Here is a 21,628-nt window from a genome sequence, read left to right as displayed (position 1 = left end):
TCGATTCCGTCGCGGTGACGTTCTTCGGGGGACGGGTTGCCCGTGGGCGTCGGCACGCGCGGTGACCCGGACCAGGGGGGCGTCGACCGACCGGTCAGAAATCGAGAAGCTCCGGCTGCTGCCCGGCCCCTAGCGTGATGGTCATGGCAACCACCACTTCCACCGCAGCCCACACGTCCCTCGCGTACGTCACCCTTGAGGTGGCCGACCTCGACGCCGCCCGCCGCTTCTACAGTGCCTTCGGCGTGGACACCCACATACGCCTGCGGGCGTCCGACGCGCACTCCACCGGATTCCGTGGCTTCACCCTGGCACTCACGGTGTCCGGGCCGGCCACGGTCGACCACTTCGTCGGCGCCGCCCTGGAGGCCGGCGCCACGGTCCTGAAGCCCGCTGCGAAGTCGCTGTGGGGCTACGGCGGCGTCGTACAGGCCCCGGACGGGACGATCTGGAAGATCGCGACCTCGGAGAAGAAGGACACGGGCCCCGCCATCCGCGAGATCGACGAGGTCGTCCTGCTGCTCGGCGTCGAGGACGTGAAGGCCACCAAGCAGTTCTACGCCGGCCGGGGCCTGAGCGTGGCCAAGAGCTTCGGTGGCAAGTACGCCGAGTTCGCCCCCGCCGAGTCCAGCCCCGTCAAGCTGGCGCTGTACAAGCGCCGCGCCCTTGCCAAGGACCTCGGCGTCCCGGCTGACGGTTCCGGCTCGCACCGCATCGTCCTGGGCGGCACCGCCGACGCCCTCACGGACCTGGACGGGTTCGCCTGGGAGGCTGCCGCGTCGATCGCCCCCACGCCGTCCTGACCTCCGGCCCATCCCTGCCGATCGACCGGCGAACACGCGCCGATGTGACATCCGAGCCCTGGCCCGGATGCCAGGCACCAGGGGCGAGCCGTCGGAACAACAGGAGCAAGATCATGAAGTTTTCGGCCTACGTCGAGCCCCCTGAGCCCATGCGGGGCCTGGAAGTTCCCTCCGAGGTGGTAGCAGCGCTCGGCGGGGGCCCACGGCCTCCGGTGACGATCACAGTCAACGGGCATTCCTGGAAGAGCAGGGTCGCCCTCCTGCGAGGCCGCCACCTGCTCGGCCTCAGCCGTGCCAATCGGCAGGCCGCGGGTGTCGCGACCGGCGACGAGGTCGAGGTCGAAGTGGAGCTCGACGCCGAGCCGCGCGTCGTTGTCGAGCCGGAGGACTTCACCCGCGCCCTGGACGACGACCCCCTCGCCCGTGCCGCGTACGACAACCTTGCGTACAGCCACAAGCGCGAACATGTGCGCGCCATCGAGAGCGCGAAGAAGCCCGAGACGCGCCGGCGGCGCATCGAGAAGGCCATCGCCACCCTGCGGGGCTGACCCCCGAAAGCAAAGACTCCGGCGGCACTGCCATCGCCGTGCGGAGACCTGACTCTGCCCACTTCCCCCTGAAGGGACACGCATGTCGAAACGCCTCATGACCGGTCTGTACTGGCTCATGGCCTGTGAGTTCGCGCTGGGCGCCGCGACCAAGTACTGGCCGGGCGACACGGTATTCAGCTCGGCGTACTCCGCGAAGTTCGTCGATTGGGGTTACCCGGCCTGGATGCGCTTCGTGGTCGGCGCCCTGGAAGGTGCCGCAGCGGTCCTGCTGGTCATCCCCGACAGGCGAGCACGCTTCCTGGGTGCCACGACGCTGATGTTCGTGCTCACCGGCGCGGCCACCACCCACATCGTCAACCACGACCCGGCGGCGGAAAGCTGGGCCGCACCGACCCACCTCGTCATCATGGGCATCCTCGCGCTGGCCAATTGGCCCGCCGACTGGCGAGACCTCCTGCGTGCTCCTGCCGCGCCGGCAGCCCAAGCACCACGTCGATCCCACGAAACGACAAGGGCGCGGCACCTCGAAGCCGGTTCTTGACCTGCACCGGCCGGCTTCCCGAACCGCTTGCGCGGGTGAAGGGCGAGTATCGCCCCAAGGCGATCGATGCCCCGTTCTGCCGCCGACGTGGAGAAGCGGTCGTTGTGCCAGTGCAGGACGTCTACACCTTCCAGGTGACACAGGGCGGATGTCTTGCCGTCGAGAGTGAGAGTCACAGGCGCGTAGCCGATTTCCGCGGCCTGGCCAGGGACGGCGGCTGCGCCCAGTACTCGTGCCATGAGCTGGGCTCCCGGACAGATATCCAACGTGGGGTGCCGGGCCTCTCTCCGCGTGGCGCGTATGGCCGTTGCGGTCAGGTCGGTCGAGGTCACGCGGCAGTCTTCTCCCGGGTCGGCCGGTGTCAGGTACGCAGGTGGGAGGCGCCGTTGAGGTCGAGGATCGTCCCCGAGGCCCATGTCGCTCCCGGTGAGGCGAGGTAGTGCACGGCGCTGGCGATCTCCTCGGGGGTGCCGACCCGGCCGAAGGGGCTCTCGCTACGCAGTCCGTCCCCCTGGGGACCCGCCAGCTTGGGGCTCTGGCGCTCGGTGGCGACGAAGCCCGGCGCCACAGCGGTGACGCTGATCTTGTACGGGGCCAGGGCGACAGCCATCGACTGCCCGAACGCATGCAACGCAGCCTTGCTCGCTCCGTAGGCGGGGTACTCCGGTTCGCCCCGGAAGGCCCCCCGTGAGCCGATGTTCACTACGTGACCGGCGTTCCCACGGTCGATCAGGTGCCGGGCCACTGCCCACGTCAGATCTGCGGCAGCCAGGAGGTTGACGTCGATCATCTGGCGCCACACCGTGCGCCATGCGTCGAGAGAGACCGTATCGACAGGGTGGTGGGTGGTGAGCGACGGCGCCACGGCGGCATTGTTCACCAGGACGTCTACCCGGCCCAGTCCGGACACCGCCTCATCCACTACCTGCTCGGCTGCGCCGGCCTCGCTCAAGTCGCTGCGAATGAGAACGTGGCCGCTGCCGGGAAGCAGGCGCAGGGTCTCCTCGGCGTCTTCGCGGCGGCTGGCATATTGCACGGCCACACGATCGCCCGCCGCCGCGAACGCCAATGCCACGGCGCGGCCGATGCCTCGCGAGGCCCCGGTCACCAGGACGCCCCTCACAGCGCGAACACCGCCGACTCGTTGGTGAACGCCTTGAATTCCAGGGCGTTGCCTGCAGGGTCACGTAGAAACATCGTCCACTGCTCCGCCGGCTCTCCGGCATAGCGCAGATAGGGCTCGATATCGAAGACGACCCCTGCAGCACGCAGCCTGTCGGCCAGGTCACGGAATCGGCCATGGGACAGCAGCAGGCCGAAGTGGGGCACGGGAACCGAGTGCTGCTCCACAGAGCTGAGCCCGGCTGGGATCGACGGCCGAGCAGCCAGGTGTGTCACGAGCTGATGTCCGTCGAAGTCCCAGTCGATCCAGTGGTCGGTCGAACGGCCTTCGGACAGACCCAGGATCTGCCCGTAGAAGGTGCGGGCGGCGGCCAGGTCGTCGACAGGAACTGCAAGATGGACGGCAGGACGATCGGTCACGGCGGGTATCCCTTTCTCGCGGAAGCGCTGGCAGCGGGCCGAGGCGTTGCGGGGCCGCATGGCACGAATCGAGCGGCCCGCGCCTCTCGTGGCGATCTGGCTTGGCACGATCCGCCCTGCCGCGAGTCCCGTAGGGGAGACAAGCGAGGAGCCGTTCTCTCCCCGGGTTCGCAGCGCCCGAGCACCTCAAGCGTGGAACCCCGGCAGATGAATGTCAACATTCGACATTGACGTCGTCGAGTGGTCGCCGAGACACTGGAGGCGGCCCCCGCGCCAGGCTTGCCGCGCGCGATCCCCAAATGTCAACATTGGGACATGAGTGCCTCCGTGCTGCCCAAAGCCATACGACGGGGACTTGCCGACGAGGCAGCCGACCTGGTGCGCGATGCCATTTTCGCGGGCCGCTTCCCTCCTGGTGCGCAGTTGCGGGAGGTCGGTCTTGCCGAGGAGCTAGGCATCAGTCGCGGTTCCGTCCGTGACGGTCTTGCCCAGTTGGAGAAGGAAGGCTTGGTCCGCAGCGGCTGGCACCGCAGCACCACTGTCATCGATGTCAACCCTCAAGACGTGCAAGAGGTCTACGACCTGCGCGCGGCACTCGATCGCCTCGCAGCGATCACCGCACGTCGGGAAGCCACCGAAGCCGGCCTCGACGAGCTGGACAGTCTCATCGAGGGAATGGAGGAGAAGGCCCGCGGCGGCGCGAGCGACAGCGACCTGGCGGCAGCAGACCTCGCCTTCCACGACCAGATCTACCGCATGGCCGACAACGCCCGCCTCACAGCCGCGTGGCACACCATCCGGTCTCAGATTCGCCTCTTCCACCTCTGCCGCATCGCTGACGCCGCAACCGACTACCGTGCACGCGTCGTCGAAGAACACCGGAGGATTGCCGACCTCCTGCGCGGCGACGATGAGCCGGCCTTGGCCGAATACGTTCAGGAGCACGTGGACATCGCACGCCGTGCACTCCTGGCCGCCATGGAGTGACGGGCTGGGTACTCGGCAGCCGAATGGCAAGCCGTACCTCAACACCCGGTTCGCCGAGAGTCTCGGTGAGGCCAGCGGTAGCCACCTCTTCCTGGAGATCCAGGAGCGCGGCTACCGAGGTAGTCGCCAGGTCGTCCGCAAACACCTCGCCGCCCTTCGCGCCGGCAACGCCGAACCCGTCCGCGCCGACATCCCCAGCCCTCGCAAGATCACCGGCTGGATCATGCGACCGCAGGACACACTCCCGCCCGAACTCGACCGCCGCCTGCTCGAAGTACGCATCGCTTGCCCCGACATCGCCCGTGCCTGCGGCCTTGCCCGAGCCTTCGCCGAACTCCTCCGCCACCGCCGCGGCCTCCTGCTAACCGAGTGGATCCGCCAGGCCGAGCGAGACGCACCGAAGCCAATCAGCGGCTTCGCAGGCTTCCTCCGCCAAGACCTCGACGCCGTCACTGCGGGACTCAGCCTGCGCTGGAGCTCATGCGTCGTCGAAGGCCACGTCAACAGGGTCAAGACGATCGAGCGGGCCATGTGCGGCCGAGCTTCGTTCACGCTTCTTCGGACCCGGATTCTCACGCTTTCCTGAGTCCATCGACGCGCTATGCGTGATGAGAATGCTGGCCAGACCTGCGGATCGGAGAGCCCAGGATGTCATCGATCTTCGCAGATGCGACATCAAGGAGACCCTGACCGAACAGGCACAGTGACCCCTCCCAGGGGTGACCGAAGCTGCCGGTCAGGAAGTCCTCTGACAGGTAGATGTAGTAGTCGCCATCGGGGTACGGGCTCAGGGGCCACTGCTCCTGTTCGGAGCCGCGAACGAGATGAGGCGAGAAGCGGAACGAGGCGTGTTGCCAGTCCAGTGCGAACAGCGTGCCTTGTGGAGGTACGCAGGCTGTAAGGCCCTGCTCGACGACCTTGACGAGCCGGTCCAGCCGCTCATATTCAGGGTCGTCGTCCAACGAGGCCAGGCTCCAGGTGACGGAGTCGAGCGGCTCCTTGATCGCCGGCCATGTGGCCGGGTTCATGCCGGGCCGAAAGGCGAACTCCGCGTAGAAACGGTCCCAGACGCTGCGGTACTCCGCTTCCGAAAGTTGGACCACAGGCTTCTTCATCACCCGCAGATCCTACCGACCAGCCCTCTTTGGTCAGCTCGCGAGCAGCCATTCACGGAACTCCGGTCACAGCCGTGGAATCGGCTGTGACCGCGCTTCCGTGATGACTACGGCTGGATGAGGATTCGGGCTCTCAGCACGCGGAACGAGGCTCGACCGTACATCTGCCTCTTGATCGTCTTGATCCGGTTGACGTGGCCTTCTACGACGCCGGAGCTGTACTGCAAGGTCAGGCCCGCGGTGACGGCGTCGATGTCGAGCTTCATGAACCGGGCGAATCCGCCGATCGGCAGAGGTGCGTCACGCTCCACCTCGCTCATCCAGTCGGGCAACAGGTGGCCCGTGCGGTCGCGGACCAGGGCGGTGTACCGCTGCGCGATCTCGCGGGCGCGGGCGATGTCCGGGCAGGCCAGGCAGACGTCGTTGAGCCGGACCTCATCGACTTCGCTCAACGACTCACGACGACGCATGATCCAGGACGTGATCGCGCGAGGGCTCGGAATCGGCGCCGGCGCGGGTATGGCAGTGGCCCGCGACATGCACCCGCTCGATCCCCGCAAACAGGACGTCCGCGCAACCCCATAGAGAAGTTGTGCCGCGACGAAACGATCCGGTATGCGAGCCTCTCTACGCGCGCGGTCCGTAGGGCCGCTCAATGCCGTGAGCTTCCAACGCGCTCTCGTAGCGGGCCAGCAGTTCATCAAAGTTGGCCAGGAGGATGGTGGCAGCCTCGTGGGCGTCATCGACATCGCCCTGGGCGCAAGCCTCCACGATCTCCGCAACGTCGCCGCGGATGATCGAAAGTGAGTCACCCTGGATCAGAACCCCGGGGAAATGGCGTGGGGGCAGACGGACAACCGCGTCGCTGCCTGGATCCGTGAACAGCTCAGCCTCAATGAGTTCCATCGGGCCATCCAACAGCAGACGCCAGACCTCATCCAGCCGTAGTCATCACGGAAGCGCGGTCACAGCCGTGGAATCGGCCAGTGCTGCTCGTCGTTCCTCAGTCGGTTGCCGTCGGCAACGAGGGCCGGGGTGCCGCAGAATCGCACACGGGCAGGCAGCTGTTCAAGATCACCGCCCAGGCCCCCGGGCTCCGCTACGGATGTGCGGGTGCGGCCGGTAGAACCGAGCCCACCAGCCGACTGACCGCTGTCCTGACTGCCAGTACGCCGAGCACATCGAGGCGGTGAGCGGGGCGTGAACCGCACCCCGCTGCCCGCCCTGGTAACCGCGGGGCAGCGTAGCCTCGGCAGCTACGGCGACCGCCTCTCACGGGCTGACTCCACCTCGGAGCAACTGGCCATCGTCGTCCAGACCGTGGAGGAGGCACGCCGCCTGCTCGCCACCGCGAGGGGTCCGGCCTCCACCACCGCGTCCACCGCCCACCCCACCGGGCCGGTCGACATCACCCGGTGTCCGCACACGAAGCCGCACGGCCGCGCGTACGACGGGCCGGGCTGTAGCCCGGTGTTGGTCGCGTCAGTTCCGGTCTTTGGCCGCCTGCATGGCAGTGAGTTGGCGGACGTACCTGGCGGCGACGACCGCTGCCGGTACGGCCAACACGTGCAGGACCAGGATGAGCCAGGTTTCCGGGTCGAACGCGTACTCGTAGTAGTTCGTGTAGCCCCAGGTCTCTCCTGGCGGGGCTGCGACGGTGATGAACTCGCGATCGAGGAAGGCGGTCCACGGAGTCAACACGAGCGGCCCGGCCACGACGGTGACCAGGCATACGGCCCACCAGCCTTGCAGGAGACGAGAAGCCGGAGCTGTGCCGTCGCTCCGACCGGGTGGGCTGGAGGCGTGCCAGACGTCGTTTGCAATCTGCTTGGGAAGGAAGAGATTCGCGACGGGGATGAACCATCCCACCACTGCCATGGACGGGTGGTAGCGCAGCCGGCCGGGTGTGAACCGCTCGGCGACGGCACGCACCCGGGCGAACCAGAGAACCCAGATCACCACCAGCCCTGCGGCGAAGAGGAGCTGGGCGGCGAACAGGACGTGGAACGGCCCGCTGTACCAGGCCGTCACGTCGGCGACGCCTGCCCAGGCATTGCCCCAGTCCGGGTAGAGCTCGTCCTCCTGCCTGCGCCCTTGGACGGTAGCGAGGACGACGAACTGATGGACGGCCGTGAGTCCCGAGACCAGGGCCGACAGCCCGAGCAGCCAGTAGACGGCGGCCCGGTACCCGTCGGCCGTTTCCGTCCTCCGGCGTGCACGGCGGCGCTCGTCGGCCAACAGCGGCTGCGGCTCCTCCACATGCCCAGTTCTATCGGGCCGGTCCGCTTCCCGCGCCTGGCCGACTGCGGTGGGCGGGTGCAACGACTGAGCCGGGCCCTCCGATGTCGCCGCGTCGGCAAGGCCCACGTCGAGAGCGACGTCGGCGACCGGACCCATCCGGGTGTGCGGATCCTCCTGGTCGAGGAGTTGGACGGCTTCCTGTCCGAGCCGGGTCAGTACCTCCAGCGGCAACCAGGGTCCGAGCGAGCGGTACTGCGTCTCCTGCCGTTCCCGCAGCTCGGCCAGAGGTGGTCGATCCGCCGGGTCCTTGGCCAGGCAGGCCGCGATCAGCTCCCGCAGCGGCTCGGGCACACCGGCGAGGTCCGGTGCCTCGTGCACCACCCGGTACATCAGGGCGTGAGCCTGGCCCTCCGCCACATCGAACGGGAGCCGCCCTGAGGCGGCGAAGGCCAGCACCGTGCCCAGCGAGAAGGTGTCGCTCGCCTCGGTAAGCCGCTCACCGCGGATCTGCTCCGGCGACATGAAGCCGGGCGACCCGATCACCACCCCCGTACTGGTCAGGCCGCCAGTGGTGGAATTCAAGGCACGGGCGATGCCGAAGTCGATGACCTTCGGCCCGTCGATGGTCACCATGACGTTCGACGGCTTCAGATCACGGTGGACGAGACCGGCGGCATGAATGTCACCCAGAGCCCGGCACAGTCCCGAGGCCAGACCACGCACCGAATGCTCGGGCAGCGGCCCGTACTGCTCCGCCACCACCTGTTGCAGTGTCGGACCGGCGACGTACGTCGTGGCGACCCAGGGCAGTGCCGCCTCCGGGTCGGCCGCCAGCACGGCGGCCGTCCAGTCCCCGCCGACCTGCTGCGCCACGGCCGTCTCCTTGGCGAACCGGCGCCGGAAGTCCGGTGCCGCCGCCAGCTCGGCGCGGATGGTCTTCACCGCCACCACCCGGCCCCGCGGGGACCGGGCCAGGTAGACGACCCCCATGCCGCCTTCCCCGAGCCGACCGAGGAGCCGGTAGTCGGCGACCCGGTCGGGGTCCTGTTCCTGCAAAGGCTGCACGACAACTAGCTCCCCTGGAAGGCCACTTCGGTCGATCAAGACTAGCCAAGGCTCAACAACCATCACCGGTGCATGACGCCTCGCAGACCTTTTGAAATACGGCTTGTTACGGCTTGGTCGGGTCAGGCCACGGGATCTTCCGGGCGTAGTGGGACCAGGCGACCAGCGCCATCAGCGCAGCGGCCGTGCCAGCGAGCGTCATGACCATGGATGGGGAGGAGTGGTCAACCACGACACCTCCGACCAGCGCCCCAATGGAAATGGTGGCCTGGAACGAGGCGGTGAAGAGCACGGAAGAGGCTTCGGGCGAATCGGGTGAGGCCTTGGTGAACCAGGTCTGCGCGCAGACAGGCACGGCCCCGTAGGCAACGCCCCACAGAACCAGCAGGGCCGCGGCGCCGAGATCATCCTTGCCGAGCACAGGGAGCAGCACGGTCGCACCGGCGATCATCAAGGCGGCTGCTGCGAAGGTGCCCCTCGGATACCGGGCCACAGCCGATCCGCCCAGGAAGTTCCCGGCAATTCCTGCAGCTCCGTACACGAGCAGATAGACCGTGATGAGCCCGGCGCTGACATGAGTCACCTGCTCCAGGAACGGAGTGACATAGGTGTAGGCACCGAAGTGGGCGAGCACCACAAGGAACGTCATCACCAAGGCAAACCGAGTACTGACACTCCTGAGCATGCCCGTGAGCGCACTCAGACGAGTCGGCTCTTCGGCCGGCAGCGGCGGGACCACCAGGAGCAGCATGACGAAGACGCAGAGAGTCAGGATCCCCATGATCAGAAATGCGGTACGCCACCCCGCGACGTCTCCGATGAACGTACCCAGCGGGACTCCGAGCACGGACCCGAGAGGCACCGCGGAGAAGATCACGGCGGTTGCCCGGCCCACCGATTCGGCAGGAACCAGCCGACTGGCCAGCCCCGCGCCGATGGACCAGAAACCACCGATGGCGATGCCGACCAATACACGCGAGACAAGGACCAGCCAGTAGCTCGGCGCAACCGCGGCCAGGAAATTCGCCAATGCCAGCAACAGAACAAAAGCACCCAGCATGAGCCGACGATCGATGCGCCCCGTGGTGACAGTTACCACTGGCGCCGAGACCGCGGCCAGAAAACCAGGCATGGTCATCATCAGACCAGCCATTCCATCGGAGATGGTGAAAGTCGAGACAATCGAGGTCAAAAGGCCGATCGGCAGGATTTCGGTGGTGACGATCGAGAAGATCCCCAACATCACCGAAATCACTGCCAGCCACGAGACCAATGGTGATCGAGACGGTAATGAAGGCGAGCTGATGGAAGTGGTGGTTGCTGTGGACATGAATCCCGTCCTGTGTTGGGCATCACATGAAGTGTGAGAACTATTTCAGCAGGAATAGGAGCCACCTTCTGGCAGGTTTGCGACGTCAACAACGACTTCCGCGTCGGACACGTCCGAGGGGTATCGGCGCACCCGGTCCGGATGGTCGGCAGCGTTGCCGTACATGTGCGCGAGGAAATCACACGATGGAGCTGCCGAGTTGAACTGAACGGGCTCGGACTTGACGGTTCGCAGTCGTCCGCGCTCGTCCGCCATTGTTCGTCGGCGTTGTCGAGCAGTTGGACGCTCGCCTGGGGTCGCCGTCACTCATCCCCTGAGGATTCCCGATGGCTCGGATGCGTGAGGGGCACCGGGGGCGGCCTCTAGGATTCGTCGTTGGCAGTGCAGATCTACGTAAAGGGGCACTCGTGGACCAAGTCTTGTACGTCCGGTTTCAGGGAACAGTGAGGCACCCGCGAGGACACTTTCCGGGCGTCTTCGTGCTCGCAAACGAACTTGCGGCACGGGGCAAGCTGACCGAGGATCAGCACCGGTTTTGGAGGTCGAATAACGACTGGTACGACAGCAACTACACCAATCCGACTGACGTTGACCCAGATGTATACAACCCTGAGGTGCATCCAGGGGCCGTGGCTTGGTTCAAATCGTCCGCCGTCGACCTCATCAAACGTGTTGACGGATACTTGGGCCTTCTTGCCGCGCATGGTGTGGAGTGCTGTCGCCTGGAGTCTTCGAACCCGGGCAGAATCATCTACGAGGACGAGAACCAGATCGTTGTTGCACCGCCAGGAGAGCCGGGCGGCGTTCGACCGGAGTGACGGTCAGCTGACCTACTTCAACAACCCACCACTCGGCCTCAACTCCCATCCCGTCTGCCGTCGACCCACATGCATGTGGAGCGGGCGCGGTGCCGACCGTACGCCGGTGAGGCCGACCCGTCCTCGCATCGCCGCGCACTGGAACTGTTCGGCTGTCGGAGGCCGTTGTGTGGGCGATGATCGGCCCGCTGGGGACGGGCGGGGCGAGCACGGGGAGGTTCGGCGCGTGGGTGGACGTACAGGCGCAAGGTCTTCTTCTCCATATCTGTGCTCACCGGTGCGGGGCTGGTGGCCGTAGGGACCCACGGAGAGGGCTTCGGCAGGACCGACGACACGACAAGTGCGCGGTCTACGTCGTCGGCATGTCGCTGGCAGTGGTGGGGCCGCTCGGGACCTTCGTGGAGAACCACCTGGCCGAGCGAGCCCGCTTACGGGCACGCGAACGGGCGATCAGGGCCGAGACCGAACTGGCCCTGCTGAGTACCACGGTGCTCCCGGCGATCGCCAAGAGCCTGGACGCCCTCCGCCGGGACCTCCGCATCCGCTGACCGGCGCGAAGAGGACGACGGGGGCGGCGCGTCGGCCACCTGGGCCGACGCGCAGCACCCCTGCGCGCTGACGGGCCGGGGACGTGCCCGTCGCCGTGCTTCGCCCTGGAACGCCGGGGTGGCGGACCCATACCCCGTACCGGTTCATCGGAGATCGCCCGCCGTGCCGTGCGGCTCCGCACGATCTGGCGCGAGCCGTTCGCGCGGTGTTCTCGACGCGGAGAGCGTGACCGCCTCGTGTCCGGCAGTCCTGGGGTCAAGCGCACGCGCCCGGACGGCTCCGTGAGGAGGACCAGGCAGCCCGTCACGTAGTCCTCCGGCAAGTTCCCCTCCACCACAAAGCCCCGCACGCTGAAGCCCCGCACGCCGAAGCGGCATCCGTCGGCCGGCCCGACACGGGACAGGCGCCGGCTCTGCCAAGAGGTGCAGCGCGTGAACGCCCCCATGGGCGTCGCCGGTCTCTGCCGCAGTGTGTACGGCCGCTGAAACGAAGCAGCGCGGGGCGCTTGGACCCTCTGGGTGGAGGGCCAAGACCTTTGTGACGCTCCCTCAGGAAAGCTGGTGTGAAACGGACTTACGCGCATCGTGCTCGCGCCCTGCCCTGAGCTGTTTCGAAGAATGATGAAACGTCTCCCGTGGTTCGGCGCGTCAATGGGGTGAGAGCACGTACGACACCCGACTCCTGCGAGGAATCCCGTCATGAAACTTTCCCTGCCCCGTGCGGCCACCGCCGTCGCCGTCGGCCTCGCCTCGTTCGTCGCCGTCGCCGCGGCCCCCGCCGCCGCGGAGACCCAGAACTGGCGGAACGTCAGCCCGCCGGGCAGCAACGGCACCGTGCTGTTCGACGTCGAGAGCGCGGGCGGTGCGACCTGGGCCGTCGGCAAGCACGACGACGCGACCACCCGGCCCTTCGCGCCGGTCGCGCTGCGCTGGACCGGCACCCGCTGGCAGGCGCCCCCGCAGCCGGCCGAGCACGGCCGCCTGGAGGACCTCGCCGTCGGCGCACCCGATCAGGTGTGGGCCGTGGGCACCCGCCACGAATCCGTCGGCGAGAACGACTGGGACCAGGGGCGCGCGTTGCTCCAGCGCTGGAACGGCAAGGTCTGGAGCGCGGTCGAGCTGCCCTTCCCGAAGGGGGCGGAGGGCACGTCGCTGTCGGCCGTGGACGTGGACGCGCGCGGTGCCGTCTGGGTGCACGGCGGATACACCGACGCGACCGGCGAGTACCGGCCGGCCCTCTTCCGTGGCAGGGCGGACGGCAGCGGCGGCTGGACCCGGCTGCCGGCCGACACCGGGCTCGCCTGGGTCTCCCAGCTGGAGGTGGGACCCGGCGGGGTCGTCCTCGCCATCGGCGACGGCGTCTCGCGGTTCGACGGCACGTCGTGGACGAAGCAGCAGCTGCCGAGCGAGCTCGACGGCGCCATGTACGACGGCATCGAGCGGCGGTCGGCGAACGACATCTGGGCCGTCGGTCACATGCGGGACGAGAACCTGTGGCGCCGTCCCGTCGTCGTGCGTTTCGACGGCCGCGCCTGGTCCACCGTCCGCACGCCCGCCGAGACGGGCCAGCTGTTCGACATCGCCTTCGACGGCTCCGGCCGCCCGGTGATCGTGGGGGAGACCATGAACCCCGACGTCAACCCGGCCGGGAACTACGTCCTGACGCTCGGACCCGACGGCCTGCTCAAGCGCACGGAGAACCCGCGCGGAGCCGGGTACCTCTACGGCGCCGCGACCGACGAGGCGGGCCGGGTCTGGACGGTCGGCGGCGCCCAGGGCGCGGAGGGTGGAATCTCCCCGTCGGCGTACGCGGGCATCCGCCGCTGACCCCACACACCAGGGGAGCCGCTTCGGCCTCGTGGACGGCAGCGACGGCGTGCGGAGGTGCCGTGTGCTGACCGTCCTCGGGCCGAACGGCTCCTGACCGGGGCGGCCCGTTCCAAAGCCTTTGATCTGCAGCTCATCAAACCGAATCGGTGATGCCAGAGGAACGCAACGAGCTGTTCGGCAGAGCGAGAGCCGCTCAGCCTGCCGCCTTGGCGCTGTGACTTCACGTGACCGACACCGAGATCGAGATCACTGCAGAGCTGATCCTGACCCGCTGCAGGAGCAACATCCAGACCTCGCGGGGCTGGCCATCCGCGAGGTGGCGGGAGGCTGGGGCAGCCAGATGCGGCGCCTCGGGGACGAGTTGGCGGTGCGCATGCAGCACATGGACCCCGCGCCGGAACTTCAACTCAAGGAGCGGCGTGGCTATCCGTGCCGGCCCCGCGCCTGCCGCTCCCGGTGCCGACCCCGGTGCGGTTCGGCGAAGTGTCCGAGCGCTTCCCCAAGCACTGGACGGCCCGGCGAGCCCCTGGACCACGGCTCGATCAGCCGCAGCATCCACACGGCTGAAACGCGGGCGGGCTTCCTCCGGGCGCTCCATGGAGAGGAGCCCGCCGAGGCGCCGATCACTACGGACCGCGGCGCCCAGCCCCGAGTCTGCGCGGACGGCTTCGATGACAACATCCAGGCCGATTCCCCCGACGGCATCGCTGCCGACGTCCGGGCCGTCTGGGACGACGCCGTTGCGGCCCAGGAGTGGGAGGACCTGCCGGTGGGGTGCACGGCGGCGACCTCCATCCCGCGAATGGCCTCGCATGGCGCCTGGACGCGCTGGCCCGCGATGGCGTCGTGGCGCAGTGGCTTCATGCTGCGGCCGATGTACCTCGACACGCAGCCTTGAAGACCTGAGTCGGCTCTTCCAGGTCACCGACTGGCACCCTGCCGAGGGGCTGAGTCCGAGCTGGAACGTCGCGCCTACCCAGGAATTGCGCCGTGAGCTGCGGGCACTGCGGTGGGGTCTGATGCCGTCGTGGGCGAAGGACCCGAAGGTCGGCTCCCGGTTGATCGACGCCCGTGTGGAGACCGTGCACGAGAAACCCGTCTACCGACGCGCCTTCGCCAAGCGCCGCTGCCTGCTGCCGGCCGACGGGTTCTAGGACGCTCGGCCGCCCCGTGTGGCCGACTGCCGGCCTTTGGTGCCTACGGGGCGGGGCCGCGTCAGGCCTGCGGGGTCTGCTGCGACGACGGAGCGGCGAGGCCGGCGATCATGAGGCTGAATGCTCGGGCGGCGCGTTCGTCGAGTTCGTCGAGGGGGATGCCGGTGTCGCGGGCGTAGGCCTCGCGGAAGATGACGTAGCCCATTTGTGCCGCGGCGGTCATGACGTGGGCGGCGACGGCGTCGGCGTCCTCGGGCAGCGAGCCGTCGGACTTGTCGCGGGCCAGGCTCTGCAGGGTCTGGGGGAATCGAGGCAGCGGGCTGAAGTTGTCGTCGCGATCGAGCGCCAGGAGCGCTTCGAGCGTGACCAGTTCGGGTTCGTCGAGGCGGTGGTGGAACATCGCGAGCCGTCGGTCGGCGAAGGGCTGTTCCCAGTGGCCGTCGTGGTCTTCGGTCTGGCGCTCGACGAGGTCGGCGGCCGCGGCTCGCAGCAGGGACTGACGGCTGCCGAAGTACTGGTAGATCTGCCCGTGGTTGACCCCCGCTTCGGCGGCGATCTCCCGGAGGTTGACCCCGGCGAGGACTCCGTCGCGCTCGAGCAGGGTGCGTGCCGCGGCGAGAAGGTCCGCCTCCGTCTCCTCACGGCTGCGCCGGCGCCGCCGCGTCTTTCCGGTCCCGCCGGCCCCGCTGTCGGTCATGTGCTGCTCCCTGATCGTTCTGGATCTTCCCGTCCCGGCTCTTGCCGCGCCGCAGGGACCACTCTATGGTCCCACTAACAACGTTTCGTTAATAACGAAACGTGAATAACGTGAACGTTCGAAGGGGCACCCATGTCGACACTTCCGCTGGCGGGCATACGCGTCCTCGACCTGTCCACCGTGCTGGCCGCTCCGGTCACCGCCACGTTCCTCGGCGACTTCGGCGCCGAGGTCGTCAAGGTCGAGGATCCCGGCCGCGGCGACTTCACCCGTGGCACGACTCCGGGCGCCCGGTCCCCGTACTGGGCCCAGGAGGCCCGCAACAAGAAGTCCGTCACCCTGGACCTGCGCACCGAGGCCGGGCAGCGGGTCGCGCGCCGACTCGTTCCGCACTTCGACGTCGTGATCACCAACTACCGGCCGCCGACGCTGAAGGCCTGGGGGCTGGACCCGGACACCTTGCAGGAGCTCGCACCGGACACGGTGCTCGTGTACGTGACGGGGTACGGGTTGACCGGTCCGTACAGCGACCGCGGTTCCTTCGACCGGATCGCCAGTGCGTTCGCCGGCCTGACCTACGTCACCGGAGACGCGGACCGTCCGCCGGTGCGTAGCGGGTACTCGACGATCGACTACATGGCCGCCTACCTGGGCGCGTTCTCGGTGGTCACCGCGCTGTACCACCGGGACACCGTGGGCGGTGGCGGGCAGGTGATCGACCTCGCGCTGTACGAGGCGGGGTTCAGGGCCTCCGAGGACGCGCTCGCCGCGTACGCGACGACCGGCAAGGTCAGGGAGCGCCTGGGCAACCGGAATCCGCAGATCGTGCCCGCCAGTGACTTCACAGCCTGCGACGGGCGCCGCGTGTCGATCCACGCCGGCACCGACGCCCTCTTCGGCCGGCTGGCCGCCGTCATGAGTCGCCCGGAGCTGGCGGAGGACCCCGCGTACGCGACGCGGGCGGCGAGGGCGGAACACGCCGATGCCCTGTACGCGCTCATCGCCGACTGGGTCGCGGGGTATTCGGCGGACGAGGTGACGAAGTTCCTGAGCGACACCGGCATTCCGGCCTCGCCGCTGATGAGCATCGCGGACATCGCGGCCGACGCGCACTACCGCGAGCGGGGCACGCTCGTCACGGTGGACGACCCCGACTTCGGGCCGCTGCCGATGGTCGCGCCGCTGCCCAGGATGTCGAAGACGCCCGGCAGCATCCGTTCCACCGGCCCGTCGCTCGGCGAGCACAACACCGACGTCTACACGGGTGTGCTCGGCCTCGGCCCGGACGAGCTCGCCTCGCTGCGCGCCGACGGCGTGATCTGACCTTCCCTCCCTCAACCCCCTCATCCTCCGGGAGGTCACGCGCCCATGGCCGTCACCCTGCACACCGCCGCACTCGGGACGCGTCTCGACCGGCTCCCGCTCAGTCCTTTCCACCGCCGCCTGGTCGTCGCCCTGGCCGGAATGATCCTCTTTGAGTGGGTGGAGACCTACGCCTTTGCGTTCGTCGCCCCCGCCTTGCGCGAACAGTGGGACATGCCGCTGTCGACCGTCGCCGTCGTGGCCGGTGTAGGTCAGCTCGGGGCCTTCGCCGGCGGCGTGCTCGCCGGCTACCTCGCCGACCGAGTCGGCCGCCGCCGCACCATGCTGGCCTGCGTCATCCTCTATTGCGTCGCCACCGTCGGCTGCGTCCTGGTCCAGAACCCCTGGCAGCTGATCGCCGCCCGCACCGCCACGCACCTCGGCGCACAGGGCATGGCCGTGGTCGCCATCGTCGTTCTCACCGAGTTCGTACCCGCCACCGCGCGGGGGCGCCTGCAGACGTACAAGGTGGCGATCGGCTCGCTCGGTATCCCCATCGCCGCCTGGGCGGGCTACTTCCTGGTGCCCCAGTGGACCTGGGGCTGGCGTCTCGTCTTCGGCCTCGGCCTGTTCGGTGTCGTCTTCGCCGTACTGATCCATCGCTGGGTCCCGGAGAGCCCGCGCTGGCTCGCCTCCCGCGGCCGGATCGCCGAAGCCGACGCCATCGTGCGCCGTGTCGAAGTCCAGTGCGGCGTCGAGTTCCCGGTCGACGGGCCACCCGCTCCTGCCATGACGGCATCGGGTCCCACCGAGACCCCGGACCGGCCACGTATCAGTGAGTTGTGGACCGGCGCCCACCGCCGCAACTTCCTGGTCGTCACCACGATGTGGGTGACCGGACTGCTCGCCTACTCCGCCTACAACACCTGGACACCCACACTCCTCGCCGAGACCGGGCTCGATCTCGACGACACCCTGCTGCTGTCCGCTGCCCTGGCGACAGCAGCCCCCCTCGGCGCACTGGCCGCCGTACCTCTCATCGACCGCTGGGACCGGCGCCGCACCCAACTCGTCCTCGGCGCCCTGTCCGCCACCGCGCTGCTGCTGTTCTCGCTCGTCCGCGCCCCTGCGCTCGTCCTCGTGCTCGGCTGCCTGGTCAGCCTGCTCTTCCAGATGGCCGTGCCCTTCCTCCAGGTGTACTCCGCGGAGATCTTCCCCACCCGGATCCGCGCGCTCGGCTCCGGCACCGCCAACGCACTGTCCCGCATCTTCAACTTCGCCGCCCCGATGCTTGTCGCCGCCGTCTACGCCGGCACCGGCTACACCGCCGTCTTCGTCCTGCTCGCCGCACTCAGCGCCACCGGAGGCCTGGTAGCGGTCCGCTTCGGCCCGCGCACCACCGGCGTAAGCCTCGAAGCCACCTCCACCTGTCACCCCGCCTCGACCCGCAAGGAGCCCCACACGCCATGACGGACCTGTCCTTCGCCTCGGCCACCGAACTCACCGCTCTCATCCGCCGCCGGGAGCTCTCACCCACCGAGCTCATGCACCACACCCTCGACCGAATCTCCGTCGCCGACGCGACCGTCAACTCCGTCGTCGCCCTCGACCCGGAGGGGGCGCTCGCCGAAGCCGCCGCCCTCGAACAGCGCATCATTCGCGGCGACAACGCTGGGCCGCTCGCCGGCCTGCCGATCCTCGTCAAAGACCTCGAAGACGCGGAAGGCCTCCCCACCGCCCGCGGCACCCGCGCCTACCAAGGCCGCGGGCCCGCCGCCCGCGACAGCATCCACGTCGCCCGGCTGCGCGCGGCCGGTGCCCTGGTCATCGGCAAGACGAACACACCGCCACTCGGCGCCGCCGTCCACACCACCAACGACGCCTTCGGCACCACCCGCAACCCCTGGAACCCCGAGTGCACGCCCGGCGGCTCCAGCGGCGGCGCGGCCGCGGCCGTCGCCGCCGGACTCGTCGCTCTGGCCACCGCCGGAGACGGCGGCGGCTCCACTCGCATCCCCGCCGCGCTGTGCGGAGTCGTCGGCCTCAAGCCATCCCGCGGCCGCATCCCGCACGGCCCGGTCCGGATGCCGATCTGGCCCCAGCACGCCTGTCTGTCAGGCATGGCCCGCACCGTACGGGACACCGCACTGCACCTCGACGTCGCCGCCGGCCACCACCCGGCCGATCCCAACTCGTTGCCCGCCCCCGGCCTCTCCTACCGCGACACCCTCGACAAGCCGCTGCCCGCCCTGCGCGTCGGCGTCCTGCGCACCCTCGGCATTGCCGCACCCCGCTCTGAGATCCTGCGCGCCCTCGACCACGCCGCAGCCCTGCTGCGAGGCCAGGGCCACGACGTCCGGGACGACGAGTCGCCCCTGCCCGGCGCCGACGACTTCCCCGCTCCGTTCCAACTGCGGCAGAGGGTCCTGGCGTACGCCAGGCTCCTCGACGTCCTCGACGACTTCACCACCCGTCGCGACACCTTCGAGCCGTGGTTCGCAGACCTCCTCGACGCAAGCCGCTCTCTCACCCCAGCGGACCTCGCCGCCTACTGGGCCCACCGCGCACGCCTCGACCAGTGGGCGGCCGACCTCTTCGACCGCTACGACCTCCTGCTCATGCCGACCACCCCCACGACCGCATGGCCGGCCGAAGGCCCGGACGTGGCCGCGGCCGTGCACGAGCGGGTCCTCCCCATCTCCTACACGGCCGTCTTCAACGACACCGGCCACCCGGCCGTCAGCATCCCCTCCGGAATCGCCCCGGACGGCCTTCCCCTCGCCGTGCAGCTCATCGCCGCTCACCACCGCGACGACCTCGCCCTCGCACTCGCCCACGCGCTCGAGAAGTCCCTTGGCACACAGCACCCGCCAATCTTCCGCACCGAGCGATGACTGGTTTTGCGGCCTGGGCCCAGACCAGGCGGCGGTGTATGGGCGGGGCGTTCCGGCCGGCCGTAGGGCGGTGCCTATGGGCAGGTTGAGCGGCGGCGCTCTCCCCGGGGGAGCCGGCGGAGGCGCGCCGGGCAGCCCGGCTGTATGTCACGTGACGAACAGCCGGGCAGCCCGGCTGTTCGTCACGTGACATCGGACGGCGCACTCTGCTCGGCTCGGCCGCCTTCGGTGGGCAGCCAGCAGCCGTGCAGGCCGAGCGGGACCCGGACGGGGACGCGGGCGCGCGCCATCGGCCCGGAGGCCGGGTCCCCGGCGGGCACGACCAGGAACCAGCTCGACCCGTCGGTGCGGTCGGTGGCGAAGGTGAGCCAGTAGCCGCGCTCCTCGGAGCCGGTACCCGGTTCGGGAGCGAAGACCGGTTCGCCGACCGACAGGTCCCCGGCGTCCCAGACGACGGCGGCCCCCGTCCGCACGTCGTGGAAGCGCACGGCGTCGTACTCGCCCGGCAGCAGGTCCGTCCGGCCGGTCGAGCCGGCCAGAGCGGTGTACCGGTGGCGCCGGCCGATGAGGCGGTCGTCGATGCGAGGGAATTCCACTCGGGCGTCGTCCAGCAGGGTGCGGGTCATGGTGCCTGCCGCGGGGTCGATGCGCGCACGTGTCAGACCGCCGCTGACCGGGTCCTGCACCGCCCCCGGTGCGCTGCCGACGGTCAGCCGGCTCCACTGCACGTAGTCCAGTACCACCGGGGCGTCCGCGCCGGGGCCGTCGTCGTAGGCGTTCACGGTGTGCCACAGCCAGAACGCCTCGTCGGCCGCCCAGCGCGGCGGTCCGCCGTCGCGGGGGATCAGGACCACCCGGGTACCCCGCTCGGGCCGCCAGGCCAGGAACGAGCCGCCCGCCATGGCCGCGTCCAGGTCGAAGAAGGCGGGCGCGAGGACCAGGACGGCGTACCGGCCGGTCAGCGCCATGTCGTGGATCATCATCGGCTCGTCCACGCCGTCGACGGGGGTGGGCCCGCTCGTGACGGTGCCGTCGGGGCCGATGACCGACCAGGTCAGGTACGGCGGCTCCAGGCCGTAGCAGAAGACGACCATCTCGCCCGTGACCGGGTCGGTCTTCGGATGGGCGGTGATCCCCGCGGGCAGGGCCCCTTCGAAGTCCTCGCGGCCGAGGGTCTCCAGCCCGGCGCCGATCCGGTACGGGCAGTCCGACTCGGCGAGGGCCAGCAGCCGGCCCCCGTGCCGTACGACGTTGATGTCGGGCAGCTCCCGGAAGGTCCCCGCGAGCTCCGGTCCGACCTGCTCGGCATCCGGCAGGATCATCGACTCCAGGCCTCCCCACAAAGCCCGCCCGGCCCGTTCCTCGGCCTCCAGGGCAGGGGTGCGCACGAAGCGGTTGCGGTAGCGGGCGCGGCCCTCGGAGAGCCATACCCCGTGCAGCATTCCGTCGCCGTCGATGGGGTACAGGTACGAGCCGATCGGTGTGAAGCGGGGATTGGGACCGTTGCGCAGATACAAGCCGTCCAGGGAGGCCGGGATCTCGCCTGTCACCTCCAGCTCGGCAGCGTCGACCTCCTCGGTCACCGGCGCGAACATGCCCAGCAGGTGGGGGACGCGGGTGGGGTCGAAACGGGGCGGTGTGTGCGTGTTCACGGAACCTCCCGGAGCGGGGGTGCGGCACCTTCCAGCACCTTCCAGCACCTTCCAGTGAAACGCGGCACGGACCCCGGTGCCAGCGGCCCGGGAGGCCACCGGAGTACGAGGAGTACGGCTTGCGCGCGCCTCCGGCCGGCCGCGACCGGGAACCCCCTCCGCACTCCACAGGAGGGTGAATCCATGGCCGCGGAGCGTCTCGGTGGTCTCCTCGGCACCCCCGCCCAAGCCCCGGGTGCACTGAATGCGTCTCGCACTGGACTCCCGATGCGTGCCCCATCCTGCGCCCGCACTGCCGCAGATGACGACGCGCCGCTGGAGAGGCTTCACGCCCTCGCATGGGGTGCCGGAAGTGTGGTTCCCCACCCCACCGTCATGCCGACTGAGCCTTTCCCTCCGATGGCTGTGGCTGAGCCGGAGCGCACGGAACGGCAGACGGTCGACCACCCAGTCCTGCTCTACGAGGCCGACGGTTGGGAGCCGGACTGGGGGCGGAACCTCACGACGGCCTGAGTTACGTAGCGTCGTCGCTGCGCCATCGGCTCTGGACCCGGGCTG

The 21,628-nt window shown here is 69.1% G+C and carries 20 protein-coding genes and 2 pseudogenes; 13 read left to right on the top strand and 9 right to left on the bottom strand.

Translation table 11 applies throughout. The annotated features are described in order from the left end of the window. The first annotated feature begins 137 nt into the window (after positions 1-137). The 3 genes from OG259_RS00410 (at position 138) to OG259_RS00400 (ending at position 1,895) form a co-directional block, all read left to right on the top strand. A complete protein-coding gene (locus OG259_RS00410; RefSeq protein ID WP_328940310.1) occupies positions 138-803 on the top strand; it encodes a glyoxalase in 666 nt (221 codons plus the stop codon). A gap of 113 nt (positions 804-916) precedes the next feature. Next, on the top strand, positions 917-1,351 hold the full coding sequence (locus tag OG259_RS00405) for a YdeI/OmpD-associated family protein (RefSeq protein WP_328940309.1): 435 nt from the start codon (positions 917-919) through the stop codon (positions 1,349-1,351). 82 nt (positions 1,352-1,433) lie between these two features. After that, complete coding sequence (locus OG259_RS00400) at positions 1,434-1,895, top strand: DoxX family protein (protein WP_328940308.1); 462 nt, start codon at positions 1,434-1,436, stop codon at positions 1,893-1,895. A gap of 361 nt (positions 1,896-2,256) precedes the next feature. Here the strand turns inward: OG259_RS00400 and OG259_RS00395 are convergent, their stop codons facing one another. Both OG259_RS00395 and OG259_RS00390 read right to left on the bottom strand, forming a co-directional pair. Beyond that, positions 2,257-3,003 carry an SDR family NAD(P)-dependent oxidoreductase gene (locus OG259_RS00395; protein ID WP_328940307.1) on the bottom strand — a complete coding sequence of 249 codons (747 nt, stop codon included), beginning with the start codon at positions 3,001-3,003 and terminating at the stop codon, positions 2,257-2,259. An 11-nt stretch (positions 3,004-3,014) separates the two neighbouring features. After that, positions 3,015-3,437: a VOC family protein gene (locus OG259_RS00390; protein WP_328940306.1), complete on the bottom strand. Its 423-nt coding sequence runs from the start codon at positions 3,435-3,437 to the stop codon at positions 3,015-3,017. 315 nt (positions 3,438-3,752) lie between these two features. Here OG259_RS00390 and OG259_RS00385 point away from each other — a divergent pair, with 315 nt between their 5' ends. Then, positions 3,753-4,424 carry a GntR family transcriptional regulator gene (locus tag OG259_RS00385; protein ID WP_328940305.1) on the top strand — a complete coding sequence of 224 codons (672 nt, stop codon included), beginning with the start codon at positions 3,753-3,755 and terminating at the stop codon, positions 4,422-4,424. Then, positions 4,399-5,010: a transposase gene (locus OG259_RS00380; RefSeq protein WP_328940304.1), complete on the top strand. Its 612-nt coding sequence runs from the start codon at positions 4,399-4,401 to the stop codon at positions 5,008-5,010. The genes OG259_RS00385 and OG259_RS00380 overlap by 26 nt, the downstream gene beginning before the upstream one ends. A 13-nt stretch (positions 5,011-5,023) precedes the next feature. On the opposite strand, the gene OG259_RS00375 is transcribed toward OG259_RS00380, so the two are convergent. The 5 genes from OG259_RS00375 to OG259_RS00355 all read right to left on the bottom strand — a co-directional run bounded on the left by OG259_RS00375 (position 5,024) and on the right by OG259_RS00355 (position 10,175). Then, positions 5,024-5,539, bottom strand: a complete 516-nt coding sequence (locus OG259_RS00375) for a DUF2716 domain-containing protein (protein WP_328946952.1) — start codon at positions 5,537-5,539, stop codon at positions 5,024-5,026. A 107-nt stretch (positions 5,540-5,646) separates the two neighbouring features. Continuing rightward, positions 5,647-6,009 (bottom strand): transposase, encoded by a 363-nt coding sequence (locus tag OG259_RS00370; protein ID WP_328940303.1) that lies wholly within the window; start codon positions 6,007-6,009, stop codon positions 5,647-5,649. A gap of 157 nt (positions 6,010-6,166) precedes the next feature. Then, positions 6,167-6,445, bottom strand: a complete 279-nt coding sequence (locus OG259_RS00365) for a DUF6959 family protein (protein ID WP_328940302.1) — start codon at positions 6,443-6,445, stop codon at positions 6,167-6,169. Between the two features lie 576 nt (positions 6,446-7,021). Next, positions 7,022-8,845: a protein kinase domain-containing protein gene (locus tag OG259_RS00360; RefSeq protein WP_328940301.1), complete on the bottom strand. Its 1,824-nt coding sequence runs from the start codon at positions 8,843-8,845 to the stop codon at positions 7,022-7,024. A 106-nt stretch (positions 8,846-8,951) separates the two neighbouring features. Continuing rightward, a complete protein-coding gene (locus tag OG259_RS00355) occupies positions 8,952-10,175 on the bottom strand; it encodes an MFS transporter (RefSeq protein ID WP_328940300.1) in 1,224 nt (407 codons plus the stop codon). 407 nt (positions 10,176-10,582) lie between these two features. Here OG259_RS00355 and OG259_RS00350 point away from each other — a divergent pair, with 407 nt between their 5' ends. From OG259_RS00350 to OG259_RS00330, 5 genes and pseudogenes are all read left to right on the top strand, one after another. Continuing rightward, positions 10,583-10,993: a hypothetical protein gene (locus OG259_RS00350; RefSeq protein WP_328940299.1), complete on the top strand. Its 411-nt coding sequence runs from the start codon at positions 10,583-10,585 to the stop codon at positions 10,991-10,993. A 362-nt stretch (positions 10,994-11,355) separates the two neighbouring features. Further along, positions 11,356-11,541 (top strand): hypothetical protein, encoded by a 186-nt coding sequence (locus OG259_RS00345; RefSeq protein WP_328940298.1) that lies wholly within the window; start codon positions 11,356-11,358, stop codon positions 11,539-11,541. A gap of 699 nt (positions 11,542-12,240) precedes the next feature. Then, entirely contained in the window at positions 12,241-13,368 is a 1,128-nt protein-coding gene (locus tag OG259_RS00340) for a hypothetical protein (RefSeq protein ID WP_328940297.1), read from the top strand. Between the two features lie 227 nt (positions 13,369-13,595). Beyond that, positions 13,596-14,175: pseudogene (locus OG259_RS00335) on the top strand (aminoglycoside phosphotransferase); the annotation flags it as partial. Between the two features lie 8 nt (positions 14,176-14,183). Then, positions 14,184-14,522: pseudogene (locus tag OG259_RS00330) on the top strand (SOS response-associated peptidase family protein); the annotation flags it as partial. A gap of 64 nt (positions 14,523-14,586) precedes the next feature. Here OG259_RS00330 and OG259_RS00325 read toward each other — a convergent pair. Next, complete coding sequence (locus tag OG259_RS00325; protein ID WP_328940296.1) at positions 14,587-15,222, bottom strand: TetR/AcrR family transcriptional regulator; 636 nt, start codon at positions 15,220-15,222, stop codon at positions 14,587-14,589. Positions 15,223-15,354: 132 nt separating this feature from the next. On the opposite strand from OG259_RS00325, the gene OG259_RS00320 reads away from it, so the two are divergent. From OG259_RS00320 to OG259_RS00310, 3 genes are read left to right on the top strand one after another with little or no spacing between them, the layout of a single operon-like run. After that, on the top strand, positions 15,355-16,545 hold the full coding sequence (locus OG259_RS00320; RefSeq protein ID WP_328940295.1) for a CaiB/BaiF CoA transferase family protein: 1,191 nt from the start codon (positions 15,355-15,357) through the stop codon (positions 16,543-16,545). A gap of 45 nt (positions 16,546-16,590) precedes the next feature. Continuing rightward, positions 16,591-17,994 carry an MFS transporter gene (locus OG259_RS00315; protein WP_328940294.1) on the top strand — a complete coding sequence of 468 codons (1,404 nt, stop codon included), beginning with the start codon at positions 16,591-16,593 and terminating at the stop codon, positions 17,992-17,994. Further along, a complete protein-coding gene (locus OG259_RS00310; RefSeq protein WP_328940293.1) occupies positions 17,991-19,418 on the top strand; it encodes an amidase in 1,428 nt (475 codons plus the stop codon). The genes OG259_RS00315 and OG259_RS00310 overlap by 4 nt, the downstream gene beginning before the upstream one ends. A gap of 182 nt (positions 19,419-19,600) precedes the next feature. On the opposite strand, the gene OG259_RS00305 is transcribed toward OG259_RS00310, so the two are convergent. After that, positions 19,601-21,013, bottom strand: coding sequence for a carotenoid oxygenase family protein (locus OG259_RS00305; RefSeq protein ID WP_328946951.1), 1,413 nt, complete (start codon positions 21,011-21,013; stop codon positions 19,601-19,603). Positions 21,014-21,628: the final 615 nt, after the last annotated feature.

Origin of the sequence: Streptomyces sp. NBC_00250 (assembly GCF_036192275.1) — a bacterium.
Classification (GTDB): domain Bacteria; phylum Actinomycetota; class Actinomycetes; order Streptomycetales; family Streptomycetaceae; genus Streptomyces.
This window is presented reverse-complemented; position numbering and strand designations above follow the sequence as displayed.

Coding starts and splice junctions, on each gene's coding strand:
- OG259_RS00410 (WP_328940310.1), top strand. CDS start 138: ATGGTCATGGCAACCACCACTTCCACCGCAGCCCACACGTCCCTCGCG.
- OG259_RS00405 (WP_328940309.1), top strand. CDS start 917: ATGAAGTTTTCGGCCTACGTCGAGCCCCCTGAGCCCATGCGGGGCCTG.
- OG259_RS00400 (WP_328940308.1), top strand. CDS start 1,434: ATGTCGAAACGCCTCATGACCGGTCTGTACTGGCTCATGGCCTGTGAG.
- OG259_RS00385 (WP_328940305.1), top strand. CDS start 3,753: ATGAGTGCCTCCGTGCTGCCCAAAGCCATACGACGGGGACTTGCCGAC.
- OG259_RS00375 (WP_328946952.1), bottom strand. CDS start 5,539: ATGAAGAAGCCTGTGGTCCAACTTTCGGAAGCGGAGTACCGCAGCGTC.
- OG259_RS00370 (WP_328940303.1), bottom strand. CDS start 6,009: ATGCGTCGTCGTGAGTCGTTGAGCGAAGTCGATGAGGTCCGGCTCAAC.
- OG259_RS00365 (WP_328940302.1), bottom strand. CDS start 6,445: ATGGAACTCATTGAGGCTGAGCTGTTCACGGATCCAGGCAGCGACGCG.
- OG259_RS00355 (WP_328940300.1), bottom strand. CDS start 10,175: ATGTCCACAGCAACCACCACTTCCATCAGCTCGCCTTCATTACCGTCT.
- OG259_RS00345 (WP_328940298.1), top strand. CDS start 11,356: ATGTCGCTGGCAGTGGTGGGGCCGCTCGGGACCTTCGTGGAGAACCAC.
- OG259_RS00340 (WP_328940297.1), top strand. CDS start 12,241: ATGAAACTTTCCCTGCCCCGTGCGGCCACCGCCGTCGCCGTCGGCCTC.
- OG259_RS00325 (WP_328940296.1), bottom strand. CDS start 15,222: ATGACCGACAGCGGGGCCGGCGGGACCGGAAAGACGCGGCGGCGCCGG.
- OG259_RS00320 (WP_328940295.1), top strand. CDS start 15,355: ATGTCGACACTTCCGCTGGCGGGCATACGCGTCCTCGACCTGTCCACC.
- OG259_RS00315 (WP_328940294.1), top strand. CDS start 16,591: ATGGCCGTCACCCTGCACACCGCCGCACTCGGGACGCGTCTCGACCGG.
- OG259_RS00310 (WP_328940293.1), top strand. CDS start 17,991: ATGACGGACCTGTCCTTCGCCTCGGCCACCGAACTCACCGCTCTCATC.
- OG259_RS00305 (WP_328946951.1), bottom strand. CDS start 21,013: ATGTTCGCGCCGGTGACCGAGGAGGTCGACGCTGCCGAGCTGGAGGTG.